At 40.6% G+C, this 26,499-nt stretch carries 11 protein-coding genes; 6 read left to right on the forward strand and 5 right to left on the reverse strand.

Annotated elements, in window-relative coordinates; all coding sequences use genetic code 11:
• Window positions 1–177: 177 nt before the first annotated feature.
• From KF872_03160 to KF872_03180, 5 genes are all read right to left on the reverse strand, one after another.
• Entirely contained in the window at window positions 178–2,838 is a 2,661-nt protein-coding gene (locus tag KF872_03160) for a hypothetical protein (protein MBX2902531.1), read from the reverse strand.
• A 297-nt stretch (window positions 2,839–3,135) separates the two neighbouring features.
• Window positions 3,136–6,621 (reverse strand): tail fiber domain-containing protein, encoded by a 3,486-nt coding sequence (locus KF872_03165; GenBank protein ID MBX2902532.1) that lies wholly within the window; start codon window positions 6,619–6,621, stop codon window positions 3,136–3,138.
• Window positions 6,622–7,322: 701 nt separating this feature from the next.
• On the reverse strand, window positions 7,323–9,791 hold the full coding sequence (locus tag KF872_03170; protein ID MBX2902533.1) for a tail fiber domain-containing protein: 2,469 nt from the start codon (window positions 9,789–9,791) through the stop codon (window positions 7,323–7,325).
• 493 nt (window positions 9,792–10,284) lie between these two features.
• Entirely contained in the window at window positions 10,285–11,694 is a 1,410-nt protein-coding gene (locus tag KF872_03175) for a hypothetical protein (protein ID MBX2902534.1), read from the reverse strand.
• Between the two features lie 316 nt (window positions 11,695–12,010).
• Window positions 12,011–13,519 (reverse strand): hypothetical protein, encoded by a 1,509-nt coding sequence (locus KF872_03180; GenBank protein ID MBX2902535.1) that lies wholly within the window; start codon window positions 13,517–13,519, stop codon window positions 12,011–12,013.
• Between the two features lie 673 nt (window positions 13,520–14,192).
• Between KF872_03180 and KF872_03185 the strand changes: the two genes are divergently transcribed.
• From KF872_03185 to KF872_03210, 6 genes are all read left to right on the forward strand, one after another.
• On the forward strand, window positions 14,193–16,118 hold the full coding sequence (locus KF872_03185; protein ID MBX2902536.1) for a T9SS type A sorting domain-containing protein: 1,926 nt from the start codon (window positions 14,193–14,195) through the stop codon (window positions 16,116–16,118).
• A gap of 177 nt (window positions 16,119–16,295) precedes the next feature.
• Complete coding sequence (locus KF872_03190) at window positions 16,296–16,922, forward strand: TetR/AcrR family transcriptional regulator (GenBank protein MBX2902537.1); 627 nt, start codon at window positions 16,296–16,298, stop codon at window positions 16,920–16,922.
• Between the two features lie 67 nt (window positions 16,923–16,989).
• Window positions 16,990–18,441, forward strand: a complete 1,452-nt coding sequence (locus tag KF872_03195; protein ID MBX2902538.1) for a TolC family protein — start codon at window positions 16,990–16,992, stop codon at window positions 18,439–18,441.
• A gap of 65 nt (window positions 18,442–18,506) precedes the next feature.
• Complete coding sequence (locus KF872_03200) at window positions 18,507–19,658, forward strand: efflux RND transporter periplasmic adaptor subunit (protein ID MBX2902539.1); 1,152 nt, start codon at window positions 18,507–18,509, stop codon at window positions 19,656–19,658.
• 64 nt (window positions 19,659–19,722) lie between these two features.
• Window positions 19,723–23,079: an efflux RND transporter permease subunit gene (locus tag KF872_03205; GenBank protein MBX2902540.1), complete on the forward strand. Its 3,357-nt coding sequence runs from the start codon at window positions 19,723–19,725 to the stop codon at window positions 23,077–23,079.
• Window positions 23,080–23,456: 377 nt separating this feature from the next.
• A partial coding sequence (locus tag KF872_03210; protein ID MBX2902541.1) for an Ig-like domain-containing protein occupies window positions 23,457–26,499 on the forward strand: 3,043 nt, incomplete at its 3' end.

Here is a 26,499-nt window from a genome sequence, read left to right on the forward strand (position 1 = left end):
GATGAAGTGATATTCGGAGTTTTGGTTGAAAGTGAATGAAAATGATTTTTTTTACTTGTAAGGGTTTTTAGCTTGTGTAATGTGTTTATGCCACATTGCTGTTGCGCAGAGTCCCGCAAGCGGAGATGCTGCGGGGGAGGAAAAACTTTTTGTTAGCACAGAATCCTATCCAATAAATTATTGGGCTTGCGGTATGTAAACTGACCAGCTTTGGTCGTGTTCTTGGTTATCGTCTATTACCCGTGCATTGCACGAAACCATGTATGCTTTTGCAGAACTGCCTCCCACGCCTTGGTATCCTATAGTAGCCGACTGCCCGCAAGATGCTGGAGCTATATCAGGAAAATACTTTACGGTAATAAGCCCCGATTCATGTATTACAACCTGCCAATTTACGTCATTTCCCGAATTGCCGTAAACATATTCTTCACCTTGTATAATGAAGATACGACCTCCTGCTGTGCCCAATAATTCTACATCAATATGATCGTCTTCAGTTACCAGGTCATCCCAGTAAGCACAAATTACGGGCATAGAAAAAGTAGCTGTTGGAAGAGGTAAGTTAGAGCGACTAGAAGCAGCGGATATGGCTGTTGCATCGCCAAACGCCACCCAGCCATTGCTACTAATGGTTACCTGTGTATATGTAGTACCTTCTATAGTAAAGTTGAATCCTAAATTTACTAAGGTAGAAACATCATCTCCAGAAACGGTATTGCTATTAGCTAAATCATCGGGGCTTGGTTTCATGCTTGAGTTAAACGAAACTACCGAGCCTAGAGCTCTGCCTGCTTTAAGCAAACCACTGGCTTCTGCATACACCTCTCTGTTACCTGTACCCGCTAAATTGCTTAAGGTAGTTGCGCCATTACTGTGCGCAAAAGTTACCGCACTGTTAGCAATAAATACATCACCATTGGTATTGTTTACCCTTATAGGGCGTAAAGTATTCCATGAGCCATATTGATCGCCTGATGCAGTAAGCAAAGGTATGTAAGTGTCTGTGCCATCGTTACGTATAAACGAACCAAAATTACCTGCTACAGCTCTAAACTGACCTGAGCCACTACCTAAGGTTCCAATCACTTCTCTACTGGCGCGTACATCACCGGTTACATCTAAACGGTAAGCCGGGGAAGTAGTACCAATACCCACAAAGCCATTGGTATGTATGCGCATTCTCTCACTGCTGGATTGGGTAAAAGTAATAGGCTCGTCTCCATTATCGTTAGTTCCTATTTCCAACCAAGATTCACCTGCGGCATCACCGGTAGAATGGAAACGGATAAACCCTTCATCTGTATTTGCCGCCCAATACGGCCCTTTGTCCACATCATATCTGCCATTGCCATTTATCCAAAAATTGGCACTTTGGGCTAATGAATTTTGGTTTTTAATAAAGCTGCCATCTATATCTTGTTGGAAGGCAACATCTTTATAGCTGCTATAAGGAGTAGCGCTGTTCCATGCTTGTTGGTAAATGCGCATGCCAATTTGGTCTTTACGGAACATAACTAAGTTATCGTTGCCTCCCGTAGCATCGGTGTAAGAGCGCAAATGCAAGAAATCGGCATAAGGGCTGCTGTTGTTATTTGCCCATGAGGTAAATCCAAATTTTGCATAACCACTATTGATGTCAGAAGGTGCAATAGTACGGTCATCAATGCGTTGCCATTGACCATCTAAATTAGCACTTACCACTCCTGCACTAAAATTGCCGGATGCATCGCGCATTACCACTGTGTTTGCATTATTAGCTGCTGTAGCAGCATCTAGTTTTGCTTTGTCGGTTGCGCTCATGCTTCCTGCTGCACTTCCTGTAGCGGGAGTAATGCTGATAGTAGGAGTATTACCTCCAGACGAAGCAATCGGAGCAGTGCCGCTTACACTAGTTACCGTTCCGGCAGAAGGTGTAGTAGGTACCCATGCTGAGCCATTCCATTGAAGGACTTGCCCTGTTCCGGCACCCATTTGATTAAGGTCTGCAGCTATAATAGTTCCATCAGCAATTTTAGTTGAGTTTACGGCATTATTGGCAATAGAAGGTGTAGGATAGCTTCCTGTTAAATCGCCTCCTGCTGCTCCGCTTGGCGGTAATGCACTTGGTGTTCCGGCAACATCGCTGTATTGTACTTGTGCAAATTCATAAGCTGTGTTAGCATTGTTTCTTCTAAGAACTTGATTGCCTGCAGAAGCAGCTACACCAGTTACAGGCGCTCCACCATTGCCTTGTATAATACCGGTTACGGTGTTTACACCTGTACCGCCATTTGCTACGGGCAATACATTATTTACTTTAGAAGTAAGGTCAATAGTATTGTTTTGAATATCGTTCCCTGTAATACTGTTATCTACAATTTTAGCTGAGTTTACGGCATTGTTGGCAATAGAAGGTGTAGGATAGCTGCCTGTTAAATCGCCTCCGGCAGCACCAGAAGGAGCTCCACCGGTACCATAACCCACTGCTTTCCAGGCAATACCGTCCCAGAAATCGGTTCGGTTTGAATCTGTATCAAAAACCAATAAACCTTTATTGGAAAGAGTAAGAGAACCCCCTAATGTATTTTTTTGTGCAGTAGTTAATCTTGGAATATAGAAACCTTTATTTGTAATGTCGGTAGAAAACACAGCTTTTGCCGTATCGGTAGTAACACTACCGGCAACAAAGCCGCGTGTGCCAATAACTTTATCGTTTGCTTTGGCGCTTCCTGCTACGTCTAATTTCTGTTCTGGATTAGAAGTGCCAATCCCCACTCTGCCGCTTTGAGCAGCAACAAATAGTGAAGTACTTAGTAGCACTAACAGTAAGGTGGAAGGAAGAAAGTAATTCTTTTTCATGTATGTATGTTTTAATACGATATAGATTTAGTAAGGCTGATTAAGCCCGTAAAAATAGTAAACACAAAATATATGCCAAAAAATAGTATTAGGAGAGGGCAGGTATTTTTGTAATAGCCGAATGGCATAATGAAGGTTTTATGCTATTACGAAGAACTTAGTTATGGGTTACAGTAAAAGGTAAGTTCTGGATTGTTCCTTATTGTAAACTCAAGATAAACTAATTGAATACATGAGTTTTGCTGTAACTGTAAGATATCTTTAGGTAGGTGAGGTACTTAATTCCAATAATAGGACTCATTTCTGTTTAGAAATATACTTTTCAAGCATTGCTCTTAGTTCAGCTATTTCTTTCTTTAGTTGTAGCATTTCAATATTGTCGGCAGAATAACTTTGTTGCGTTAAATGCCCGGCTCCTTTTTCTATAGTTTGTATTTTAGCATTAAGTTCTTCGATTTGTTTGGCATGAGTATTTTGAGTAGCGGTTAAGGCTTGGATTCCCACCAAAGCTACACCTGCCGGATCGGTATAAGAAATCATTGAATCGTTAGTGCCATTTAAGCCAAACTGTTGGTGAAAATCTTCTGCAAAAGGACCTATATGTTTTATATCGGGGGATTCACATTTGTAGTTCCACTTCTTTAACTCGAGTGTATTGATGCGTTTGAGTATATCTTGTTTGTCTATAGTTTCTATATTTTCTTTCTTTTTACGTGATGATACAGCCGTCCATGTACCTCCAGCACTAACATATGCGGAATAAACGCCACCAATAGAAACATACATATAGCTGCCATTGGTTTTAAGTGTAGGGTATATATTGTTTGCATAGCCGGGTAAGTCTCCGGTAAGTGCCAAATAGCCATTTGTTGGTACTGAATTAACAATATTGCCGGCCACATCTAACTTGTAATTGGGACTAACACCAATCCCTACATTGCCGGAGGCAAAATAGGTACTGCCAAATTGGATATTTAGTTGTCCTGTTTGGCTCCATGAATCGGTAAGGTAGAGTGTTTTTCCCGAGGCTGGTTCTACGTAAATATCGCCATTGCCACCCAAACCCCATTGATGCAGGTACGTTTGTGCATAGCTTCCGGTATAGCCGGCATAAACGGAACCTGCTGCACGAATGTTTCCGTTTACATCTAGTCGTTCTCCTGGCGCGGTGCTTCCTATGCCTACATTACCACTTCCGCGTTGAAAGGTCGTTACATATCCGGCACCATTGTTATCCCACACATAAAACTGGTTGCCGCTTGTTCCGTTGCCGCTTGCATTAGATCCAACTTGCCATGCGCCTGAGGGTACTTCATAAGTGATATCGCTTTCAGCAGCAGAGCTTCGAAGGTACATTGGAGAACCGTTGGTAGAAGATATATCTAAATTGCTAGCTGGGTTATTGGTGCCAATACCTACATTTCCCTGTATTGCAAGCCCATTGGTAGGGGCATTTAATTGTGCATAACTAGGACCAATAGCCATACCTCCATTTTCAAAATTGGCAGTCATTACTCCATCTTGAAATATCCCCAATCCCCAATAAGTGGAGTATGCCTCCACACCCAAACCACCGGAATGTGCATTGTTGGCATAGCTTACTCGCATGGCTTCTTGGTTATAGGTTGGCCAATCTGCATGAAGCCGTACGGTAGGAGCTGTAATACCAACACCCACCTTTCCATCAGGCAGCATTACCATGCCCCAGCCTCCTCCGCTGGCATCTCCGGTTCCATTTATGCCAAACCAAAGACTGCCATCTCCATTATTCCCGATCATAGATGTTTTATTGGAACTAGTAGAAAAGAAACGCAATGCCGGATAATCGGCACTGCTTAGGCGTAAGTTGTTTCGCCATCCGCTACTCCAGTTGGTGTTGCTATACGATTCTAAATTGGCTGCAGGAGTAGATGTACCTATACCCACATTGCCTCCGTAATCCACAAAAAGATCGTTTTCGCCAATATTCATTCTGCCAATTTTTGCAGTAGCCGTTACTGTGCCTCCACCTGTTGGGAGGGTGCCGGAATACAGTGTGGCTGTGTGGTATCCATAGCTTGATGATAACAAGGATAGAGAAGAAACATCTGTGGTGAAATTTACTTCAATATAGGCATTTGCCGATCCATCATAAGTAACTCTTGCATCGGACCAATAAGCAGATGTACTTTGTGATGTAATTTCTATGCCTCCTACTGTACCCCAATCTTTAAACCAGTCTAAAGTTGTCATGGTGGGAGTGTAGGAACCTCCGGATGTATAGAGTGTAACAGTTCCAAACCCTCTTCCATTGATTCCATCAATATGGGCAATTCTTTTCCATCCTATGCCACCGGTAGAGGCATTTGCTGAAGCACTAATGGCTTGGTCGGACCATGTTGCATTCCCATTAGCATCGGTAGATACCAATACTTTTCCGGCTGCGGGACTGCCGCCTCTTATTCTCACATTGCCATTTACATCTAATGCAGAAGTTGGTGAAGGCGTTTTAATACCCACATTTCCGGCATTATCAATTCTCATTTGTTCGGTTAGTGTTGATGTGCCATCGGCTGTGGTAGATAAGGTAATAGCGGTAGGCAAATCTGTAGAGCCGGAAGACGCAGCATCGCGCAATACTTGAATTTGCGCTTGAGGCGAAGTATTGTAGTTATCTCCTACGTTTATATTAGCTAACACTGTTCCGGCAGTTGTATTGGAAGCTGTTTGCCGAAGAAGAAAGTTCGCAGGATTAGAGCCTGCAATATTTCTTACCTCTAAATCAGCAGTTGTAGTTGGTTGGTTAGAACCAATTCCAACTCCTTTGGCAAACCATGCACTGTAATCTCCACCGGTACTATACACTCCAAAAGTTTTATCGGTAGTTGAATGGAAGGCAATATTGGTAACAGGCGCGGCACCTATGGTTAAGTTTCCACGTATGGCAGCAAAAGTATTAGACCCTGATGAGGCAGTATTGGTTCCTCTTATAGCATCATAAGAACTGCTGCCGCTTTCGGCATAAAGACGAGCGGTAGTAGAGCCGATACCTGTACCTACCGAAAGTGAGCTGTTACCAGTTCCGCTGAAGGTAAGTTTATTTCCATTCAGCGCTACATCGGTATTGTTAGCTAAAGTACCGCCCAATTTAATATCGGGTGTGCTACCTCCGCTTGAGTTTAGTCCGTTGCTGGCGCTTACACTAGTTACTGTTCCGGCAGAAGGTGTAGTAGGTACCCATGCTGAACCATTCCATTGGAGTACTTGCCCTGTTCCGGCACCCATTTGATTAAGGTCTGCTGCAACAATAGTTCCATCAGCAATTTTAGCTGAGTTTACGGCATTGTTGGCAATAGAAGGTGCAGGATAGCTGCCTGTTAAATCGCCACCGGCAGCGCCCGAAGGTGATCCACCGACTCCATCGCCTATGGCTTTCCAAGCAGTGCCGTCCCAAAAATCAGTCCGGTTTGAATCGGTATCAAAAACCAATAAGCCTTTATTGGAAAGAGTAAGAGAACCTCCTAATGTGTTTTTTTGTGTAGTAGTTAATCTAGGAATATAGAAACCTTTATTTGTAATATCGGTAGAAAACACAGCTTTTGCCGTATCGGTAGTAACACTGCCGGCAACAAAGCCTCGTGTGCCAATAACTTTATCGTTTGCTTTGGCGCTTCCTGCTACGTCTAACTTCTGTTCGGGATTAGAAGTACCAATCCCCACTCTGCCGCTTTGAGCAGCAACAAATAGTGAAGTACTTAGCAGCACTAGCAGTAAAATTGAGGAATAGAAGTAGTTCTTTTTCATGTGTGTATTATTTAAATCAGAGCATATTTAGTAGGCTAAATATGTACGTGAAGATAATAAACACAAGATATATGCCAAAAAATAGTATTATGATTTGAGTCGGAATTACTTGATGGTAAAATATGTTGTTGAATTTCTGAGATAGTTTATGTGCGATAATACAGGTTGCTGTTATAGCATGGTGCAGATTATTTTAGACGGTAGATGTATAGCTAATTAAACAATCTAAAATAGCCATTAGTAAGGGTAAGTGCTAAGCTAATTGTATAAAATATTTTATTTTGTACCTTGTTTTAATAGCCCTTCTACTTGTTTCTCTAACGCTTCAATTTTGGCTTTCAGTGCATCATTTCGGTTGTGTTTTTATTAGAAGTTGAACTCTTTAGTGAATTGATTTCACGTTGTTGTTCTTGTACTGCAAGGGTAAGAATTAGGAATAATATCCATATAGTTCACACCTGAAGTTTGCATAGAATCAGTACCTACACTAATTAACTCTGGCAATACTTTTTGTATTTCTTGTGCAATCAAACCATAGCGCAGGTTTGGGGGCAGTCGTTCATCCACCCAATGGTCAGTTATCGATAGCAACCGACCATTGGATGGAAAAGTATTTTTTGATAAATGATTAAAGTAGGATAAGTGTGTTTGAGATTGAATGGCTACAAACACTTTTACAACTATGTACTATGAATAAAAAATTACTTTTTCTTCAGTTCCTCAATTTCTTGTTTGAATATCTCGTTTTGCTTTTGTAATGCTTCTATCATCTTCTGTTGTTCCTGTATGGATTTTACTAATATAGGAGTAAGTTTGCCATAGCTTACACTCCAATAGCTGTTGGGGTCTTGAGGTTTATTTACTAATTCAGGTGCCACATTATTCAAATCTTGTGCAATAAATCCGAATGATTTTTCCGTAGTAGCATCTTTTAATCCATCGTTTACATTAAAAGTGCGAGGGTGAGCCATAGAATAACTTACTGGGTTCATCTTTAGCAAATCACTCAATCCATATTGAATAGGTTCCACATTTGATTTCAGTCGCTTATCAGAGAAATAGTAGTAATCGGTTGCTATTATGCCTGCGTAATCCATCCTAGCTGCTTCATACAAATTTCCATCACCACTTACAGTAGCTGTATAAGGCTGTACAAAGAAACTCAAATTCATAGATTGAGACAATCCGCTGCAGCATAGATTAGATCTAACCGCTGAAATCATCGCTCCCGTAAAATTACTTACTACGTCTCTATAGCCAGCAAAACGAATGGCGTAAAAGGGTTTGCCCCCGCTGCCATTCCAGCCTAACTGATCATTGTAGTTTCCAATTAAAACCCCATTGCCACTTCCTATCCCAGCCACATGCAATTTATAGGTAGGGTTGGTAGTTCCAATCCCTACGTTTCCGGTTGGTGTTATATACATTCTTTCGTTGTAGCCTGCGTTATTGTTTATATCGCTCACAGCAGCATCATTATAGGTTTGAAAACTTAAAGCAGGTGCACGCAAGGTAATCTGATCGGGTCCAGAGCTATTTGTTCCATCATTGGTATGAAACAAAATTAGCTCTGTTTTTTCATTGGCATTACCCTGTCCTGCAGGAACGGTACGTGCGGTGATGTATGGAGAAGGGTCTCCAGTTGGAGCAGTAAAAGATAAAGTACCCACGGTTCCCGTGCCGCTAATATTGAAGTTTGCGCCAGTTTGCTGTGCGGTCTGGTTTTTAATAAAGCTGCCATCTATATCTTGTTGGAAGGCAACATCTTTATAGCTGCTATAAGGAGTAGCGCTGTTCCATGCTTGTTGGTAAATGCGCATGCCAATTTGGTCTTTACGGAACATAACTAAGTTATCGTTGCCTCCCGTAGCATCGGTGTAAGAGCGCAAATGCAAGAAATCGGCATAAGGGCTGCTGTTGTTATTTGCCCATGAGGTAAATCCAAATTTTGCATAACCACTATTGATGTCAGAAGGTGCAATAGTACGGTCATCAATGCGTTGCCATTGACCATCTAAATTAGCACTTACCACTCCTGCACTAAAATTGCCGGATGCATCGCGCATTACCACTGTGTTTGCATTATTAGCTGCTGTAGCAGCATCTAGTTTTGCTTTGTCGGTTGCGCTCATGCTTCCTGCTGCACTTCCTGTAGCGGGAGTAATGCTGATAGTAGGAGTATTACCTCCAGACGAAGCAATCGGAGCAGTGCCGCTTACACTAGTTACCGTTCCGGCAGAAGGTGTAGTAGGTACCCATGCTGAGCCATTCCATTGAAGGACTTGCCCTGTTCCGGCACCCATTTGATTAAGGTCTGCAGCTATAATAGTTCCATCAGCAATTTTAGTTGAGTTTACGGCATTATTGGCAATAGAAGGTGTAGGATAGCTTCCTGTTAAATCGCCTCCTGCTGCTCCGCTTGGCGGTAATGCACTTGGTGTTCCGGCAACATCGCTGTATTGTACTTGTGCAAATTCATAAGCTGTGTTAGCATTGTTTCTTCTAAGAACTTGATTGCCTGCAGAAGCAGCTACACCAGTTACAGGCGCTCCACCATTGCCTTGTATAATACCGGTTACGGTGTTTACACCTGTACCGCCATTTGCTACGGGCAATACATTATTTACTTTAGAAGTAAGGTCAATAGTATTGTTTTGAATATCGTTCCCTGTAATACTGTTATCTACAATTTTAGTTGAGTTTACGGCATTATTGGCAATAGAAGGTGTAGGATAGTTTCCTGTTAAATCACCACCGGCAGCACCAGAAGGTGGTCCACCGGCACCATCACCCACTGCTTTCCAAGCAGTACCGTCCCAAAAATCGGTTCGGTTTAAAGTGGTATCAAAAACCAATAAACCTTTGTTGGTAGCGTTAAGAGTTAATCCTAAGCTGTTTTTTTGTGTAGTAGTTAATCTTGGAATATAGAAACCCTTATTTGTAATATCGGTAGAAAACACTGCTTTTGCCGTATCGGTAGTAACACTGCCAGCCACAAAGCCGCGTGTACCAATAACTTTATCGTTTGCTTTGGCGCTTCCTGCTACGTCTAATTTCTGTTCGGGATTAGAAGTGCCTATTCCCACTCTGCCGCTTTGAGCAGCAACAAATAGTGAAGTACTTAGTAGCACTAACAGTAAGGTGGAAGGAAGAAAGTAATTCTTTTTCATGTATGTATGTTTTAATACGATATAGATTTAGTAAGGCTTATTAAGCCCGTAAAAATAGTAAACACAAAATATATGCCAAAAAATAGTATTAGGAGAAGGTAGGTATTTTTGTAATAGCCGAATGGCATAATGAAGGTTTTATGCTATTACGAAGAACTTAGTTATGGGTTACAGTAAAAGGCGGGTTCTGGATTGTTTCTTAATTGTAAACTCAAAACAAACTAATTGAACACATGATTTCTACCGTAACAATAAGATATCTTTAGGCAGTGAAGTTTTTAATGTGCATAAGTGAATAGAATTGAAGTCAGAAACATGTAGTAGTGAAGTAAGTACTTATGGCTATGATGTTTATATAAGTTTAAACATTTAGTCTTTACCCAATTTTCGCTTATGTGGATTCTGTGCAATTGCTTAGCTCTTTGTTAGTGCATAGTTCTATTCAAGAAATCCTACAGATAACAAATACAGTAGCAACACACAGTTGGCATATTTACGGATATAAATAAATTCTGTTTTGAGTAGAACTGTTAATATCGGTAGTAATAGGTAACCCTGTCGTAATTCTTACCGTTGCAGTTCGATAATTATACAGGGAAATACGAAAATCTCTGTATTTAATATTCCCACTTATTGTGCCAACACTACCCCATGATAATGAGAAATTATATCCTGTAGCGGGAATTTTATCTAACACATCAGCAGTGTTACCCGAATATCCATACCGAGCAAGGTACATTGAATAGTCAAATAAATTTTGCTGATATTGGGTTACAAATACCTCTATTAGCACCCCTCCCACACTCCAATTTGCTTGGTCGTGAAACTGCCTGAACAGATTAAAAGTGGTCGTTCCGTTAACATTGCTGTTATCCAAAGTTCTCACATAAGTTGTAAGGTTGCCTTGCCGTATTGTTCTGCTGCCTTGCACATCTAATTGGGCAGTTGGTGTAGTGGTACTCAGACCTGTTCCTGACTGACTTATAACCATAGCAGGGGTGCCGGTATTATACTGCCCCCAATCGGTAGAGCCTGCAAAATGCAACATAGAACTGCCCCAGCCTCCAGGCATAGTTGAGTACATCAAAAAACCCGAGTGTTCATTATGAACACCACCATAGTAAGTATCTGAACTGATTTGGATAGAATTTTGGGCGCCATGTGTTGCAGATATAGCCTGATCTGAACCACTAATACCCAGTCCGCCACCACTTATTCTCAATCTCGATAGAGGGTTGGCCGTACCAATCCCCACATTACCTCCATTGTTGTAAATATTATCGTTAATTACCCAAGAAGAGCCATTCCAAAAAGGGGTTTGTCCGGCAGCGGTGCCGTTTTGTAGAAATCCTGTTGCTCCCTGTGCGCCTGTAGCTCCGGCTGCTCCCGTGTCGCCTTTAATTCCCTGTGCGCCTGTAGCTCCGGCTGCTCCCGTGTCGCCTTTAACTCCTTGTGTGCCTGTAGCTCCGGCTGCTCCTGTAGCACCCGTATCTCCTTTAGGGCCAATTGCGGCAACCCAAGATGAACCATCAAAATACCAAAACTGGTTAAGACTTATATCGTACACCAACAAGCCTGTTGCAGGACTACTAATGCTTGTTCTTTCGGAGGTTGTCATCCGTGGAATTAAAATACCTTTTGTGTTTGAACTAATTTCTAAAGCAGAACTTGCGTCAGGTGTAGAAGCGCCAATTCCAACTTGCCCTTCAATAATAGCCCCATTGGTGGGAGCTGCAATACTAGAATAATTAGTACCTACTGAAAGGTTTCCTTTGATAGAGCCTTTACTACCAGGGTTACTTTCTCCAATTCCCACTCTGCCACTTTGTGCAGAGGAAGAAGATATATTGCCGAATAAGCCCATTAGCAGTAGGGCTGTAGAAAGGATATAGTGCTTGTACATGATTTAACACTTTGTGAAAAATAACTGTTTGTTTTTTGCGTGCGCAAAAGTATAAAATGAAAGAAGGACACCAATTGAATGGTAGGTGATTTATCTCATATATACTTTCGATATATACTTCACCGCTGCTCTTACGAAAAGCAATACCAATGGTTGCAGTAGAAGGTGGAAAATTGTGAGGCATTTTTGGGGAGCAATGAAGCAACACTTTTTAACAGGCTTATCCTATTTTTTGTTTAGGATAACCCCATGGTTATATAACTATTTAGATTGGTAAATAGTTACATGAGATGTAATTACTTGAGTACTAAAATAACTAGTCCATAATTACTAAACTTCTGTGCGACTTGTCTTTTTCGGTATTACAATAATTACGGATAGTAGTTCCAAAGCTAGTAGTAAATCCTTCGCGCATCCATTGTATCTTTATAGTGGTAGAAACGCCCGGAGTTACCGATACAGGGAATTGGGTCATGTGTGCATTCCATCCGGTAATAATACTTTCTCCATAGTAATTGTCAAAGTCATAATCAGATGCAATGCTTAAACTACCACCTTGGCTTACTCCATCTTTCAATAGTCTAAATAATCCATATACATAGCCATCGCATTCACCACCTGCACTAAACGATACAAATACCACGCTATGTTGTGGTGTAAATGTAATAGACATGTTTGTCATATCTGTATAAGTGGTTGTGTTTATGCTAATATCTGTAGTTCCTTTGGCATAGTACATATTACTGCCATACGGCAGAGCGGTAGTTGCCCCTAAGATGCCATTCACATCTGCGGTTACATAACGAGTACCAGAGCCTGCAAGACTGTTTACTTTTACATTGCCATTGCTGGCTATACTCATCCGCTCCGGTACATTTCCGGGAGCAGTGGTGGTAGTGCCTGTTCCAAAAGAAACACCTCCATCGTTACCGGTTCCGTTAAACTGCATATACCCCATCCATGTTGCATCAATCTTTTGTTGGATCCGAGTACCTGCAGAGTTCCAATTGGTGCCCGCAGATGTGCGTATTTGTCTAAAATCTAAGTAACTACCGTTGGAATTAGTTGTTGATAGACGCAACATTTCTTGTATGTTTCCAGAAGTTTGTCCTAAAGATCCGTTATATATTTCTAATTTGGCAGAAGGAGAAGCCGCTGTACCAATCCCCACATTACCTCCATTGTTGTAAATATTATCGTTAATTACCCAAGAAGAGCCATTCCAAAAAGGGGTTTGTCCGGCAGCGGTGCCGTTTTGTAAAAATCCTGTAGCACCAGTTGGCCCTTGCGAACCCGCAGCGCCATTAGCGCCTGTAGCACCAGTTGGTCCTTGCGAACCCGCAGCGCCATTAGCGCCTGTAGCACCAGTTGGTCCTTGCGAACCCGTAGCGCCATTAGCGCCTGTAGCACCAGTTGGTCCTTGCGAACCCGCAGCGCCATTAGCGCCTGTAGCACCAGTATCTCCTTTAGGACCAATTGCGGCAACCCAAGATGAACCATCAAAATACCAAAACTGGTTAAGACTTATATCGTACACCAACAAGCCTGTTGCAGGACTACTAATGCTTGTTCTTTCGGAGGTTGTCATCCGTGGAATTAAAATACCTTTTGTGTTGGAACTAATGTCTAAAGCGGAACTTGCGTCAGGTGTAGAAGCGCCAATTCCAACTTGCCCTTCAATAATAGCCCCATTGGTGGGAGCTGCAATACTAGAATAATTAGTACCTACCGAAAGATTTCCTTTAATAGAGCCTTTACTACCAGGGTTACTTTCTCCAATCCCCACTCTGCCGCTTTGAGCAGGCAAAATAAGTGAAAAAACCATAAAAGAAAAAGTTAATAATATAGCAGGGCTAAGGAGATTTTGCTTCATGTTTTGTTTTTAAATAATATTATTGTTAAATTAAATTTATGCAAATGTAAATAAAAATAGATCTATATATTGTTAAAAGTATGTACGTATAAAAAATTATGAAATAATTGTTAGAACAACATTCATACGAATAAAGAGATAATGTATTACGGAAAACTAAACAGATGGTTTCGGTTTTTTTAAATTTCATATATGGTTTATGTTAAATTACTATTGTAAAGTTTAAGATAGTGGTTATTGGCTACTTATGCGGAAAGAAAGAGGTGTAAACTCCAATAGAAGGATTGTTCTAAAGACTTTAATGGTAAATAAGCATACTGAACTAGGCAGTATTGTATAAAGGGTGATAAAAAAACTAGACGTATGGTGTAGTATTTTTAAAGCAGGTTGTTAGGTAGAATAGTGGTTTTTTAGTTTGTGAGTTTTACAAATATTCTAATTGTTCTATCTGTTTAAAGTGCTTAGAATCAATTTGTTTTTAAGTTTTGCTCATTAGTGAGTAGTGTTTTCATATTTTTTCACACTGTATTCTCATATTTTATTTTCGCTAAAATTAATTTATTGAAAATGAAATTGTACTTTTGGCACGCGGTTTGGTACATCAAGTTGTAGAATCTTTTATTGCATGAAAAACACTATACTATTTTTAATTGCGAGCTTATTTACTTTCTCAGTTTTTAGTCAAGCTCTTACTCCTAATTACACCTTGTATAATTCTTCGGATACTATTTACATTCAGCCGGGTGCATTGCTGTATATTGGCGATGATCCTGATAACGGTGAATATGGCGACTTGGTACTTCGTGGCGACTCTACCGTATCGGGAGAAGCAGCTATTTACAATGATGGCGTAATTTCATTAACCGGAGATTTATTTTCTGGCGATACTATAGATGGTAAAAGCTATGGAAACCCCAAGTTTGATACTGTAAGAGGCGTAAGCTATTCCATCCCTAATACTGAAATTAAGGAGCGAATGGTGGTATTTTCCGGAGGATATAATCCACAAACAATTAAGGGCTATTTTGACCAGCCGGAAGCTTCTTTCTTTAATTTAGGTATTGATAAAGATATAGACCAAGCCGGTATTAGCGTGGTTTTAGCTTCAAATGCACGTGTGCGCGGGTCAATAGTTTGGGATCCGGCTCAACCGGGTATTACTTCGGCTACTTACGATGAAAACAAAGCTGCGGCAATGGCGGTAAACGGAGGCTACCAAAGAGGCGGTAAGTACGGTAGAATTAAAACTTACAGAAATGGAAAAGATTATGAATTATACGTGGCAAACCCAAGTACAAACGCAATAGTAAACTACTCTGCATTTGTAGTAAATGGGGCTGATGCGCTTAAAATTGTAGAAACACGTGGCGAACAAGGTGTGGGCATAGGCGGTCTATCGCGCGAAATTGGAAGCACAGGAGTTGATTACGCATTTCCGGTAGGTACGTTGGATAAAGGAAACAACGGAGCCATGCTTAACTTTAATTCATTACCTCCAAGTGGTTCTCGTAAAGTGCGTTCATTATTTGTGAATGTGCCGGATAGCTCAATAGGAAGAGTGAATTACAGCCACTATTCAAGCAGTTATAGCTGCAATGGAGGCAATCCTCAATGGTTTGTATTCGATACCTTTGTTGCCAATCACGGTTACTGGAGTTTTACTGCAGACCAAAACAATAATGGCTACTACAAGTATGTAATTAAATCTTTCCCAAATGGTTTAGATGCATATAGCGCAGGATTGATTAGCAGCGGTAATAATATTCGCTTGTTAAAATATTCTGATGATGTTGAAAATAAGCCAATCGGAGACTGGTCGCCATATACGCCCGGTGTTGGTAGTGCCGATGCTAACTTAGAATCTTTCACGCTATTTAATGGTAATATGAATGCTTGTTACAACAGCACGAGTGCAGGTATTCCGGGTGGGCCATACCAAGATTTTTCTCACTTCCAAATTGGTGGAAGTTCATCTAATCAGTTACCTGTAGAATTGATTTCATTAAAAGCATTTCCTGTAAATAATGAATTTATACGTGTAACTTGGGCTACTGCTACAGAGTTAAACAACAATAAGTTTGAAGTGCTTAGAAGTGAAGATGGTGTTAATTTTGTAAAAGTGGGCGAAGTGAAAGGAAACGGTACTACTACCGAAGTAAACAACTATCTTTATAACGATAAGAATGTATTGCCTAATATCACTTATTACTACCGTTTAAACCAAGTAGATTTTGATGGAACTTCCGAACTTACCAATATTGTTTCTGCTGCCATTACCGGAAGCGAAAACATTGTTATCAGTCAATTTGTACCCAATCCTGCACAAGGTTCTTCTAGATTATTCATTACTTCGCCTACAGATATTCGTTTAAGCGTGTCTATGACTAATCCTCTCGGGCAAGAATTGCAATCTTCAATTATTGAATTGCCTGCGGGAGTTCAAACACCTTTTATTGTAGATGCATCGCTATTGGCTGCCGGAAATTACATTGTTTCTTTGCGCAACGAAACTTTCTTTACCACCAGACGATTGGTTGTAACCACACACTAAACAAAACAAGTTGAGTAAAAAGTAATTTTCATACTTAGTATATTGTACGTATAAAAGCAAGTTAGGTTTCATTCTAACTTGCTTTTTTTCATTTTAAGTATCTAATCTTTCGTTTTAAGTAAAACTTAGGAGCTTTTCTTGCTTTTTTAGGTGCTCATGTTCTACATTCGCGCCCCTATGAGAAGGAATGTGAGTGTAGAATTACGGGAAAACCTGTTGGAGCAAGCGCGCCAGATGTTTGTAAAACAGGGAATAAAAAGCCTTACAATGGATGAAATTGCCCAAAAAATGGGCATGAGTAAGAAAACAATTTACGTACTCGTGCGTGACAAGTCTGAATTGGTTTTAGAAGTAATTGAGCGCTATATAAACAATGAGAAGAAGATAAGTGAAGAAATAAGAGCCAAGGCTGTGAATCCAATAGAAGAAATGATATTGGTAATGGCGCATGTATTGCAGCAAACTAAAGAGCTAAACCCGCAGGTGCTTTTTGATATGCAAAAATACTATCCCGAAAGCTGGCAAATTTATCACCACTATCGGCAGAGTTATTTCTTCGATTTTATACAAAGCAATATTAAAAACGGCATAAAAGATGGATACTACCACAATAACTTTAAAATAGATATGGTAGTGAAATTTTACATTGGTTCCGTTAGTATTATTTCCGACCAAATATTATTCCCTTCTAAGTATTATACTTTTGTATCGGTACTGCAAGAATACATTCAATATCATTTACGCTCAATAGTTACTACTAAAGGTTTAGAAGAGTTGCAAAAACATCCATGTAATTCATTTTGAGAAAAATCTTATGCCTCAACAAAATATAATTTGTAAAAAACCGACTACTCAACATCAAAATATGCCGATGAAACTTTTATCTGTGCTTACTGCTGTTTTATGGAGTGCAATTGCCATTGCACAACAGCCCGAATTTGTAAAGGCATTTTCACTGCAAGATGCCATACAGTACGCAATAAAAAATAACTACGATGCCCAAAATGCAGCCTTAGAAATAAATAAAGCAAAATGGAGAAACTGGGAGATAAAATCAGTTGGATTGCCTACAATTTCTGCCAATGTAGATTATACCTACTACTTTAAGCAGCCAATTTTTCCCGCAGCAGAGAAGTTGTTTAACGACCCCAATAGCCCCACCACACAAGTGTTTGGATACCTATCTCAATCCGATCCGGTTATTAGAAAAATACTGTACGATTATGCTGTAAACAGTAAAGACGCAAAAATAAGTTTTGTTCTTCCGCACAATATTTCAACCGGACTCACCATTAGCCAGCTGTTGCTAGATGGACGGTATTTTATTGGCTTGAAGGCTACCCGCGATTTTATGAAAGTGGCACGTCTGCAAAAAGATATGAGCGACCAAGATGTGCGCTATAATGTAATGAAAGCATACTACCAAGCACAAGCTGCAAACGAAAGCAAGCAGTATTTAAACGAAGTAAAAGTATTGGTAGAAAAACTAACCAACGATACCCGTAAAATATATAAAGAAGGCTTAACCGAAGAGCTAGATGTAAACCGGTTAGAATTAGCCCTTAGTAATCTAGAAAGCCAAATAAACACTACTGATAAATTAGCACAAGTAGCCGTGGCCAACCTAAAATTTCAGATGGGTTTGAATCTTACCGATGACATTATACTCACCGATAAAATAGACGATTTGCGTGCTAAAATGGATCCAAGTATTGTAGCAAGTTTCGACCCGGGAAAAAGAATAGAATATCAATTGCTCGATGTAGCAACGCGTGTTCGCCATTACGATGTGCAGCAGCGCAGAAGCGGTCATTTCCCTTCATTGGTAGCATTCTTAAACTATGGATGGCAAGCACAAGTAAATAAGTTCGGAGATTTCTTTAAGTCGAGCGAAACTACCTTCCCCGATGGAGATGTGCGCAAACGCAGTAGTTGGTTCGAATCCGGCATTGTAGGCTTAAAATTAAACATCCCAATTTTCGATAGTGGTAACAAAATGGCAAGCGTACAGCAAGCAAAAGTGGACGAGCAAAAACATAAAAACGATTTCGAAAAGTTTAAGCAAGCAAGCGCCTTGCAATTCGAAAGCGCGCAGGCATTCTTTGTGCAAGCATTAAACGAAGAGCAATACTCCAAAAAGAGTGTGGAGTTAAGTCGAAAAATATATACTAAAACCAATGTAAAATTTAAAGAAGGTATTGGCAATAGCTTTGAATTAGTACAGGCACAGCAAGAGCTTATTCAAAGCCAGTTGAAGTTTATACAAGCCCAATTGAACTTGCTAAATACTAAAGCAGATTTAGATAAAGCCATAGGAAAATAAGAAGTGATAAAAACAAAAGCACTCTTTCAATACAAAAAAACATTCATCTTAAACGCATTCAATAAATGAAAAAAATACACACTATTGTAGCTGCAGCACTGGTTCTTTCAATTGTAGTTTCTGCTTGTGGCGGAGGCGAAGCAAAAGGTCTTGCAGGGAAGAAAAAGCAATTGAGCGAAGCAAAAACACAGCTTAAAGAATTGCAAACAAAAGTTGCTGCCCTCGAAAAAGAAATTTCAAAATTAGATACCTCATTCCATGCCGAACAAAAAGTGAAATTGGTAAAAGCCGATACACTAAAACCATCGGAATTTAAGCACTTTATTGAAGTACAAGGAACCGTAGATGCCGATGAAAACGTATTGGCAATAAACCAAATGCCAGGCATCGTTACGGCAATATATGTAAAACCTGGAGATAGAGTAACCAAAGGCCAAGTACTTGCCACTACCGATGGCAGCGCTTACGAAAGAGGTGTAGAAGCCTTGCAAACAGGCCTAGATTTAGCTACTACCGCGTATGAAAAGCAAAAACGCCTGTGGGAACAAAATATAGGCAGCGAAATTCAATACCTCCAAGCCAAAACTCAAAAAGAAACAATGGAAAAGCAATTGAAAGCTCAAGTAGCCCAATTGGAAATGACCAAAGTAAAATCTCCCATAAACGGCACCGTAGATGAAGTGCGCCTTAAACTGGGCGATATGGCAGCGCCAAGCCAGGCAATGCCGGGAATTAGAATTATCAATACATCTAAACTTACACTTAAAGCTAAGCTAAGCGATGCCTATATTGGCAGGGTGCGCCAGGGAGATATTGTAAATGTGTTTTTCCCCGATTTAAGCAAAACAGTAGCTTCAAAAATCTCTTATGCAGGGCAAGTGGTAAACCCAACCGGAAGAACCTTTAATGTTGAAACAGGATTAAGCAATGCCAATGGCGAATTAGCTGCAAATATGCTTGCCAAACTTTTAATTAACGATGAAGTGTTGAAGGATGTTTTAGTAGTTCCTTCTAATGTGGTGCAGCGCTCAGCCGAAGGTATTTATGTATTGGTAGCAGCGGAGGAAAGCGGCAAAACCGTAGCACGTAAAAAGGCCGTTAAAACCGGCAGTGAATACAACGGGCAAACCGTAATTACCAATGGATTAAATGCGGGCGATCGCATCATTACATTCGGCTTTAGCGAAGTAGTAGATGGGCAACCAATAGCATTTTAATTTTTTCAAGAACTACTTGCACACCTTGAGTGCCAAATAAATACACTCTCCAAAAAGAAAACTAATGAATACCGAGCGCTTAAAAGAACTGAGTTTTACCAGTTGGTGTATCAATAACCGCACTGCGGTGTATGTATTCACCATCATTATATCTTTAATTGGCTTTAGCACCTACCAAGGTTTGCCAAAAGAACTATTCCCCGATGTAGTGGTGCCAACCATTTCGGTGGCAACTATTTATCCCGGAGCAACTCCTCAGGATATAGAAAACCTTATTACAAAGCCATTAGAGAAGCAATTGAAATCTATAAATGGCGTAAAGAAAATCACCAGCAATTCCATTAGCGATTTCTCCTTGATTATAGCAGAGTTTAATACCAATTTAGACCCAACTGTATGTAAGCAAAAAGTAAGCGATGCAGTAGATAAAGGGAAAAAAGATTTGCCTACCGATTTAGATAACGACCCTCAAATTCAGGAGTTTGATATTTCTGAATTGCCAATTATGAATATCAACTTGGCGGGCGATTTACCGTTGGATCAAATTAAAAAGTATGGCGAAGACTTGCAAGATAAAATTGAGTCGCTAAAAGAAATAACTCGTGTAGATATTGTGGGCGGACTAACGCGCGAAATACAAATAAACGTGGATTTGTATAAGATGACAGCCGCAGGTATCACCTTCATGGATATAGAAAATGCAGTGAAGCGCGAAAATATGAATATAAGTGGAGGCGAAGTACGCGTAGGTGAATTGCGCAGAAACATACGTGTGCGTGGAGAATTTCGCGACCCAAAACTATTGGAAGACATTGTTATCCGCTCGTTTATGGGCAATACCGTGTTTCTAAAAGACTTTGCGAAAATTGAAGATGGGTTTAAAGAAAGACAAGATTTTGCACGTTTAGATCATAAACCCGTAGTTACCCTGAATGTAATTAAGCGAAGTGGCGAAAACCTAATTCATGCTACCGACCAAATTTATGAAATAATAGACGACTATAAGGCCAACCGCTTTCCGCAAGGTTTGCACGTAAAAGTTACAGGCGATACTTCCGATAATACCAGAATTCAATTACACGACTTATTAAATACCGTAATTCTCGGATTTATTTTTGTGGTGTTTGTACTCATGTTTTTCATGGGCTTTACCAATGCCGTATTTGTGGGTTTAAGTGTGCCACTTTCTTGTTTAGTAGCCTTTATTTTAATGCCGGGCTTAGGTATGACCATGAATGTGATGGTACTGTTCTCGCTATTGCTGGCACTCGGTATTATTGTGGACGATGCCATTGTGGTAATTGAAAATACCCACCGTATTTTTAATAAGTATGAGTTTAAAATTGAACAAGCCGCTAAGTATGCAGCAGGAGAGGTATTTATTCCTGTTTTAGCAGGTACGCTTACTACATTGGCACCTTTCTTTCCATTGTTGTTTTGGCCGGGTATTGTAGGTAAGTTTATGAAAAACCTACCGGTTACACTTATTCTTACTTTAGGTGCTTCACTCTTTGTAGCCTTTGTAATGAACCCTGTTTTTGCAGCTTCATTCATGAAGAAAGACGACCACAGCGCACCATCTAGATTGAAAGATTACTACAGAATAATAATAGTGTTGGCAGTAGTAGCACTTATTGGCTATGCAACCCAGCATTTCGGTTTGGGTAATTTATCGGTATTTTTTATACTGTTGATATTGCTATACCATTTTGTAATTCACCATAGCATTATTGCTTGGCAAACTAAAATATGGCCACGCTTTATTGCTGCATATAAATCGTTACTGCATGTTTTAATTGAAGGAAAAAGACCGGTAGCAGTATTGCTTGGTACTTTAATTGCACTTGTGTTAAGTTGGGTAGCATTCATAGCTTCAAAGCCCGTAATTCAATTTTTCCCAAGTGGAGAGCCAAACTTTGTGTATGTATATGTGTTGTTGCCGCAAGGTACCGATGCCATTGTTACCGATAGCATTACAATGGGCATCGAAAAGCGTGTGTACGATGTAATTGGTGAAAATAATCCCGATGTAACTTCGGTAATTACCAATGTAGGTTTAGGTGCTGGCGATCCGCAAAATCCCGATAGAGTGCCAACACCAAACAAATCGAAGGTAACAGTAGCATTTAAGAAATATGCCGAGCGCAGCGATCCGCACACCTCCAAATGGTTAAAAGCAATTCGCGAAGAGTTTAAGAAAAGAGGAGTGGAAGGCGCCACTATTTCGGTAGAGCCTGAGCGCAATGGTCCACCGGTGGGTAAGCCAATAAATATTGAAATTTCAGGTGATGATTTTGAAGTATTGGAGCCACTGAGCAAACAAGTAAAAGCTACTATAGAAAAAGCAGGAGTAGAGGGAATTGATGAACTGAAAAGCGATTTGCAAATAAGCAAACCGGAAATTATTCTTGAAATAGACCGTGAAAAAGCACAGCGCGAAGGTATTTCGTTGGCACAAATAGCCGTAGAAATTAGAACAGCACTCTTTGGAAAAGAAGCAAGTAAGTTTCGTGATGATAACGAAGATGCGCCTATTATGATTCGCTTAGAAGAAAAGTACCGTCAAAAAGCAGAAGAATTGATGAATATAAACATCTCATTCTTTGATATGACAATGGGGCAATTTAAGCAAATTCCGGTAGCATCATTGGCTAAATTGAAATACGATAACTCCATCAGTACTATTAACCGTAAAAATCAAAAACGTGTAATTACTGTTTCCAGCGATGTTACCGAAGGTTTTTCTGCCAATGAAATTGTACCGCAAATTGAAGAACTGGTTGCCAATATGGATATTCCGGAAGGCTACGAAATTAAACTTACCGGGGAGCAAGAACAGCAACAAGAAACCGGAAGATTTTTAGGTGTAGCTTTCGGGGGAGCTTTAGCACTTATGTTTTTAATATTGGTTACACAGTTTAATAGTGTAGCTAAGCCAATTATTATTGGCTCAACTGTATTGTTCTCACTTATTGGTGTTGCCTTAGGATTCACCATCTTTAGAATGCCGTTTAGTGTGGTAATGACGGGAGTAGGTGTATTCTCGCTTGCCGGTATTGTAATACGAAATGGTATTTTGCTTATAGAATTTATTGATGAGTTGAGGCAGCGCGGTTATAGCGTTATTGAAGCAGTAGTTGAAGGTGGCGCTACCAGAATGACACCCGTAATTCTTACAGCATCGGCTGCAATACTTGGCTTAATTCCGTTAGCAATAGGTTTAAATATGGATTTTGCTACACTGTTTAGTGAGTTCGATCCTAAATTTTATATCGGTGGCGATAATGTTTCTTTCTGGGGTCCATTAGCTTGGACAATGGTGTATGGCCTAGTAGTTGCCACATTCTTAACCTTATTGGTAGTGCCTTGTATGTATATTTTGGGCTATAACTTGCGTGAACGCTTTGCAAAGAAAGCATAACCATTTATAGGCATGTCTTGTTAAAGAAACCCCTAAGGTGTATTTTTACATCTTAGGGGTTTTTGTTTCTTTGGATAGTTTAGGAGGTTTAATCTTATTACTTTAAATGCAAGCTAAGTAAAACGTCTTACTAAATGGAATGAAACAATTGTTTCAGAATTGCGTAAAACGTGTAGAAAAATGCACAAAAAGTGTGTAATTTTTAAAACAGTTTCTTTTTTCAGTATTAACTTAACGCCTCTTTCAACAATTGTATAAATTGCTAGTTTCCTTTGTTTTTTATGTATTTCCAATTTTTTTTTGTTAAAAATTGATATTTGTATAATTTGGCACAGTTTTAGTTATATTAGTTTTAGTTCTGAACCTAAATTAAAATTATGATGAAAATTTCTACTCGTTCAATTGCTACTGTAAGGATGGCAATCCTTGTATGCTTGTTGCAGATACTTGCAGGTTTCTCTGAAGTGTATGCACAATGTTGGAATGCTAGTTGGAGTAGTGGTGCTGCTCAATATCATGGAGCACTTACTTCGTGCAGTAATACTACCATAAGGAGTTCAAATTTGGCAAGTACCTGCTATAACCAGTGGGATTGTGTGTATGGTACCAACTATACTTTTACTGCAAGTGGCGGTTTTGTGAGTGGCAGTACTGTATGGACTTATTTTGAATTTACCGGGTCTGTTTGGCAGCCAAGATTAAGTGGAACCGGAGGCACAGCCAATATAACCTCTACTATCAATAGCCCCAGTGGAGGTGGATGGGGGCTAATTGTATTTTATTACAACTCAAGTTGCCCGCCAACATGGCATTCCGGTTCTGCAACATTGCAGTATAGAGTAAATTCGCAGGCATCACCAACAATAAATAATTCATCTAATATTACAGTTTGCGCAGGTAGCGCAGCATCGTATTCTGTTTCGGGTAATTGTAATTATCCGCTCACGAGAACTGCCGGCCCGGCAAGCGGTGCTGCGGCAGCCTTGGGAACTACTACTGTTACTCATGCTACCCAGTATGCTCGTGGCGATGGAGGTTACTTTTGGTGGAATCCGGGAGCTACCAACCAGCAAATAGCATTGGCGGCTTGTGAGGCAACTTATGGTGCCGGCAATTGCTCTGCAGGTTCATGTGGTAACTTTACATATTATTACCGCACGGCAGCAGGGAGTTGTGATTGTGCAAAAGCTATTGGCGAGTTAGAGTTTATTTATAGTAATACCGGCTATACTACCATTGGGCAGGATTATGGTGGAGGTCCGGCTTCAGTTCCTACAATTTCTGCCGGAGCTACTTCTGGTGCAGGGCCGTTTGTACGTAGAAAAGGATGGGCCGACTGCTCCCAACCTTCTACTTGGCAATTGGTTCAACCTAATTTGCGCTCTTATGGAGGTACTACTGCTAGTTTTACCATAACGGGATTACCAGCGGCCAGTGCAGGTACAGTAACCGCAGGCACAACCCCACAATGTATAGGCGGCTCAACCACCTATACAGTATCTGGTGTAGAGTTGGGCGGAGGCAGTGGCGCATGGAGCAGCAGCAATGGCTCCGTAGCCACGGTAAACCCAAGCACAGGATTAGTAACAGCAGTAGGCGCGGGCACATGTAATATAGTATATACCGTAACAGGCGGTTGTGGCGGCACTAAGACAGCAAGTAAACCATATACCGTAACACCAACAGCCAATGCAGGCACAGTAACAGCCGGCACAAGCCCACAATGTATAGGCGGCACAACCACCTATACAGTATCAGGTGTAGTATTGGGAGGAGGCATAGGCGCATGGAGCAGCAGCAATGGCTCCGTAGCCACGGTAAACCCAAGCACAGGATTAGTAACAGCAGTAGGCGCGGGCACATGTAATATAGTATATACCGTAACAGGCGGCTGTGGCGGCACTAAGACATCAAGTGCGTCATATACCGTAACACCTGATCGTACAGTAGGCACAGCGTCATCTTCACCAACCGTATGTATCAATACATCAATGACGAGTGTAACCCATACAACAACAGGAGTAACCGGAATAGGAAGTTCAGCTGGTTTGCCGGCAGGCGTAGCAGCGAGCTATGCATCCAATACAATAACGATAAGCGGTACACCAACAGCAAGCGGTACCTTTAATTATACCATAACGCCAACAGGTTGTGGGAGTGCAACTGCCACAGGTACCATCACCGTAAATGCAGCTCCGGTTGCTTATATTATACCACGCGGTGGAGATTCTGTTGGTTGTACTAACGATGAGTTTGTACTAGAAACTTCTGTAAGTGGAGGTGGAGGTGGTTCTCCAAGTTACCAATGGTATGAGTATGATTTTGGTACTAGTTCATACACTCTTATTAGTGGCGCTACCAACGATACATTTAAAACAGCTCCTCTTACCAACCCTAGTGGTTCACTTAATAAAATATACAGGTATAAAGTTGAGTATAATGTAAGTGGTTCCGGCTGTACAACAGGAATGGATGAGGTTGATATAACAATATTGCCAACACCATCGCTTACGAGCACTATGGAAGATTGTGCAGGTACAGCAAGTGGCGGTGAGTGGGATTATGTTTACACTACTGCGACATTGGGTTCTGGTCCATATTCTGTAGCAGATAGCACCGGAGGTTCAGTTGTAGTGTTTGCTTCTCCTGGTGATGTGTTAAAGATATTTAGAGTGCCAATGGGAACCGGAAGTCATAACTTTGCAGTTACCGATGCCAATGGCTGCATGGCTGTATCAACATTGAGTGCCAATGCATCGCTGCCAAATACATTGCCTAACACTGGTAGTGCAGGAAATGCAGCGGGGCAATGTATATTAAAAGGCTTCAACGAGTGGGTACACATTAGAAAGCAGTTTTCTGCAAGTGAAGTAATAGCTTCTGTGAAAGATAATGGTGTAGATTTAGGAACAGTAACAGTAGAGTCTTATAGAGAAGCTACTTCGCCAACAGTGCCTAATAGCGGTGCAGTTTGTGTAGGTACTCCGGCTGCTGCCATGCGCAGGCACTTTGTAGTGAAATCTGGCTCTTATTCAGATCCAAGTGTAAAATTTCAAGATGGAGGTGGCAATCCAACCGATGTATCGCTGCGCTTATACTTTAGCCAAGACGATTTTGATACTTTGGTTGCCAATACTGCTGCTAACAATGTATCGGGTAACAGATGCACCGAAGATGATGATATTACCAGTATGAATGCTTTGTACTTAACCAAGTATTCAGATTATGCTTTGTTGGGTAATGAGGATGGCGATTATTTGAATAACTCAACCAATAGTGCTTATTACCGAGTATTTAATGTAGGCAACATCACCAATCCAATGCTAATTAAGCAAAATGGTTTCGATACAATTTTTGGTACAACCGGTTCTACTTTCCATTATGCAGAATTGAACGTATCTGAGTTTAGCGAGTTGTGGT

Source organism: Chitinophagales bacterium (genome assembly GCA_019638515.1).
Lineage (GTDB): Bacteria > Bacteroidota > Bacteroidia > Chitinophagales > LD1 > UBA7692.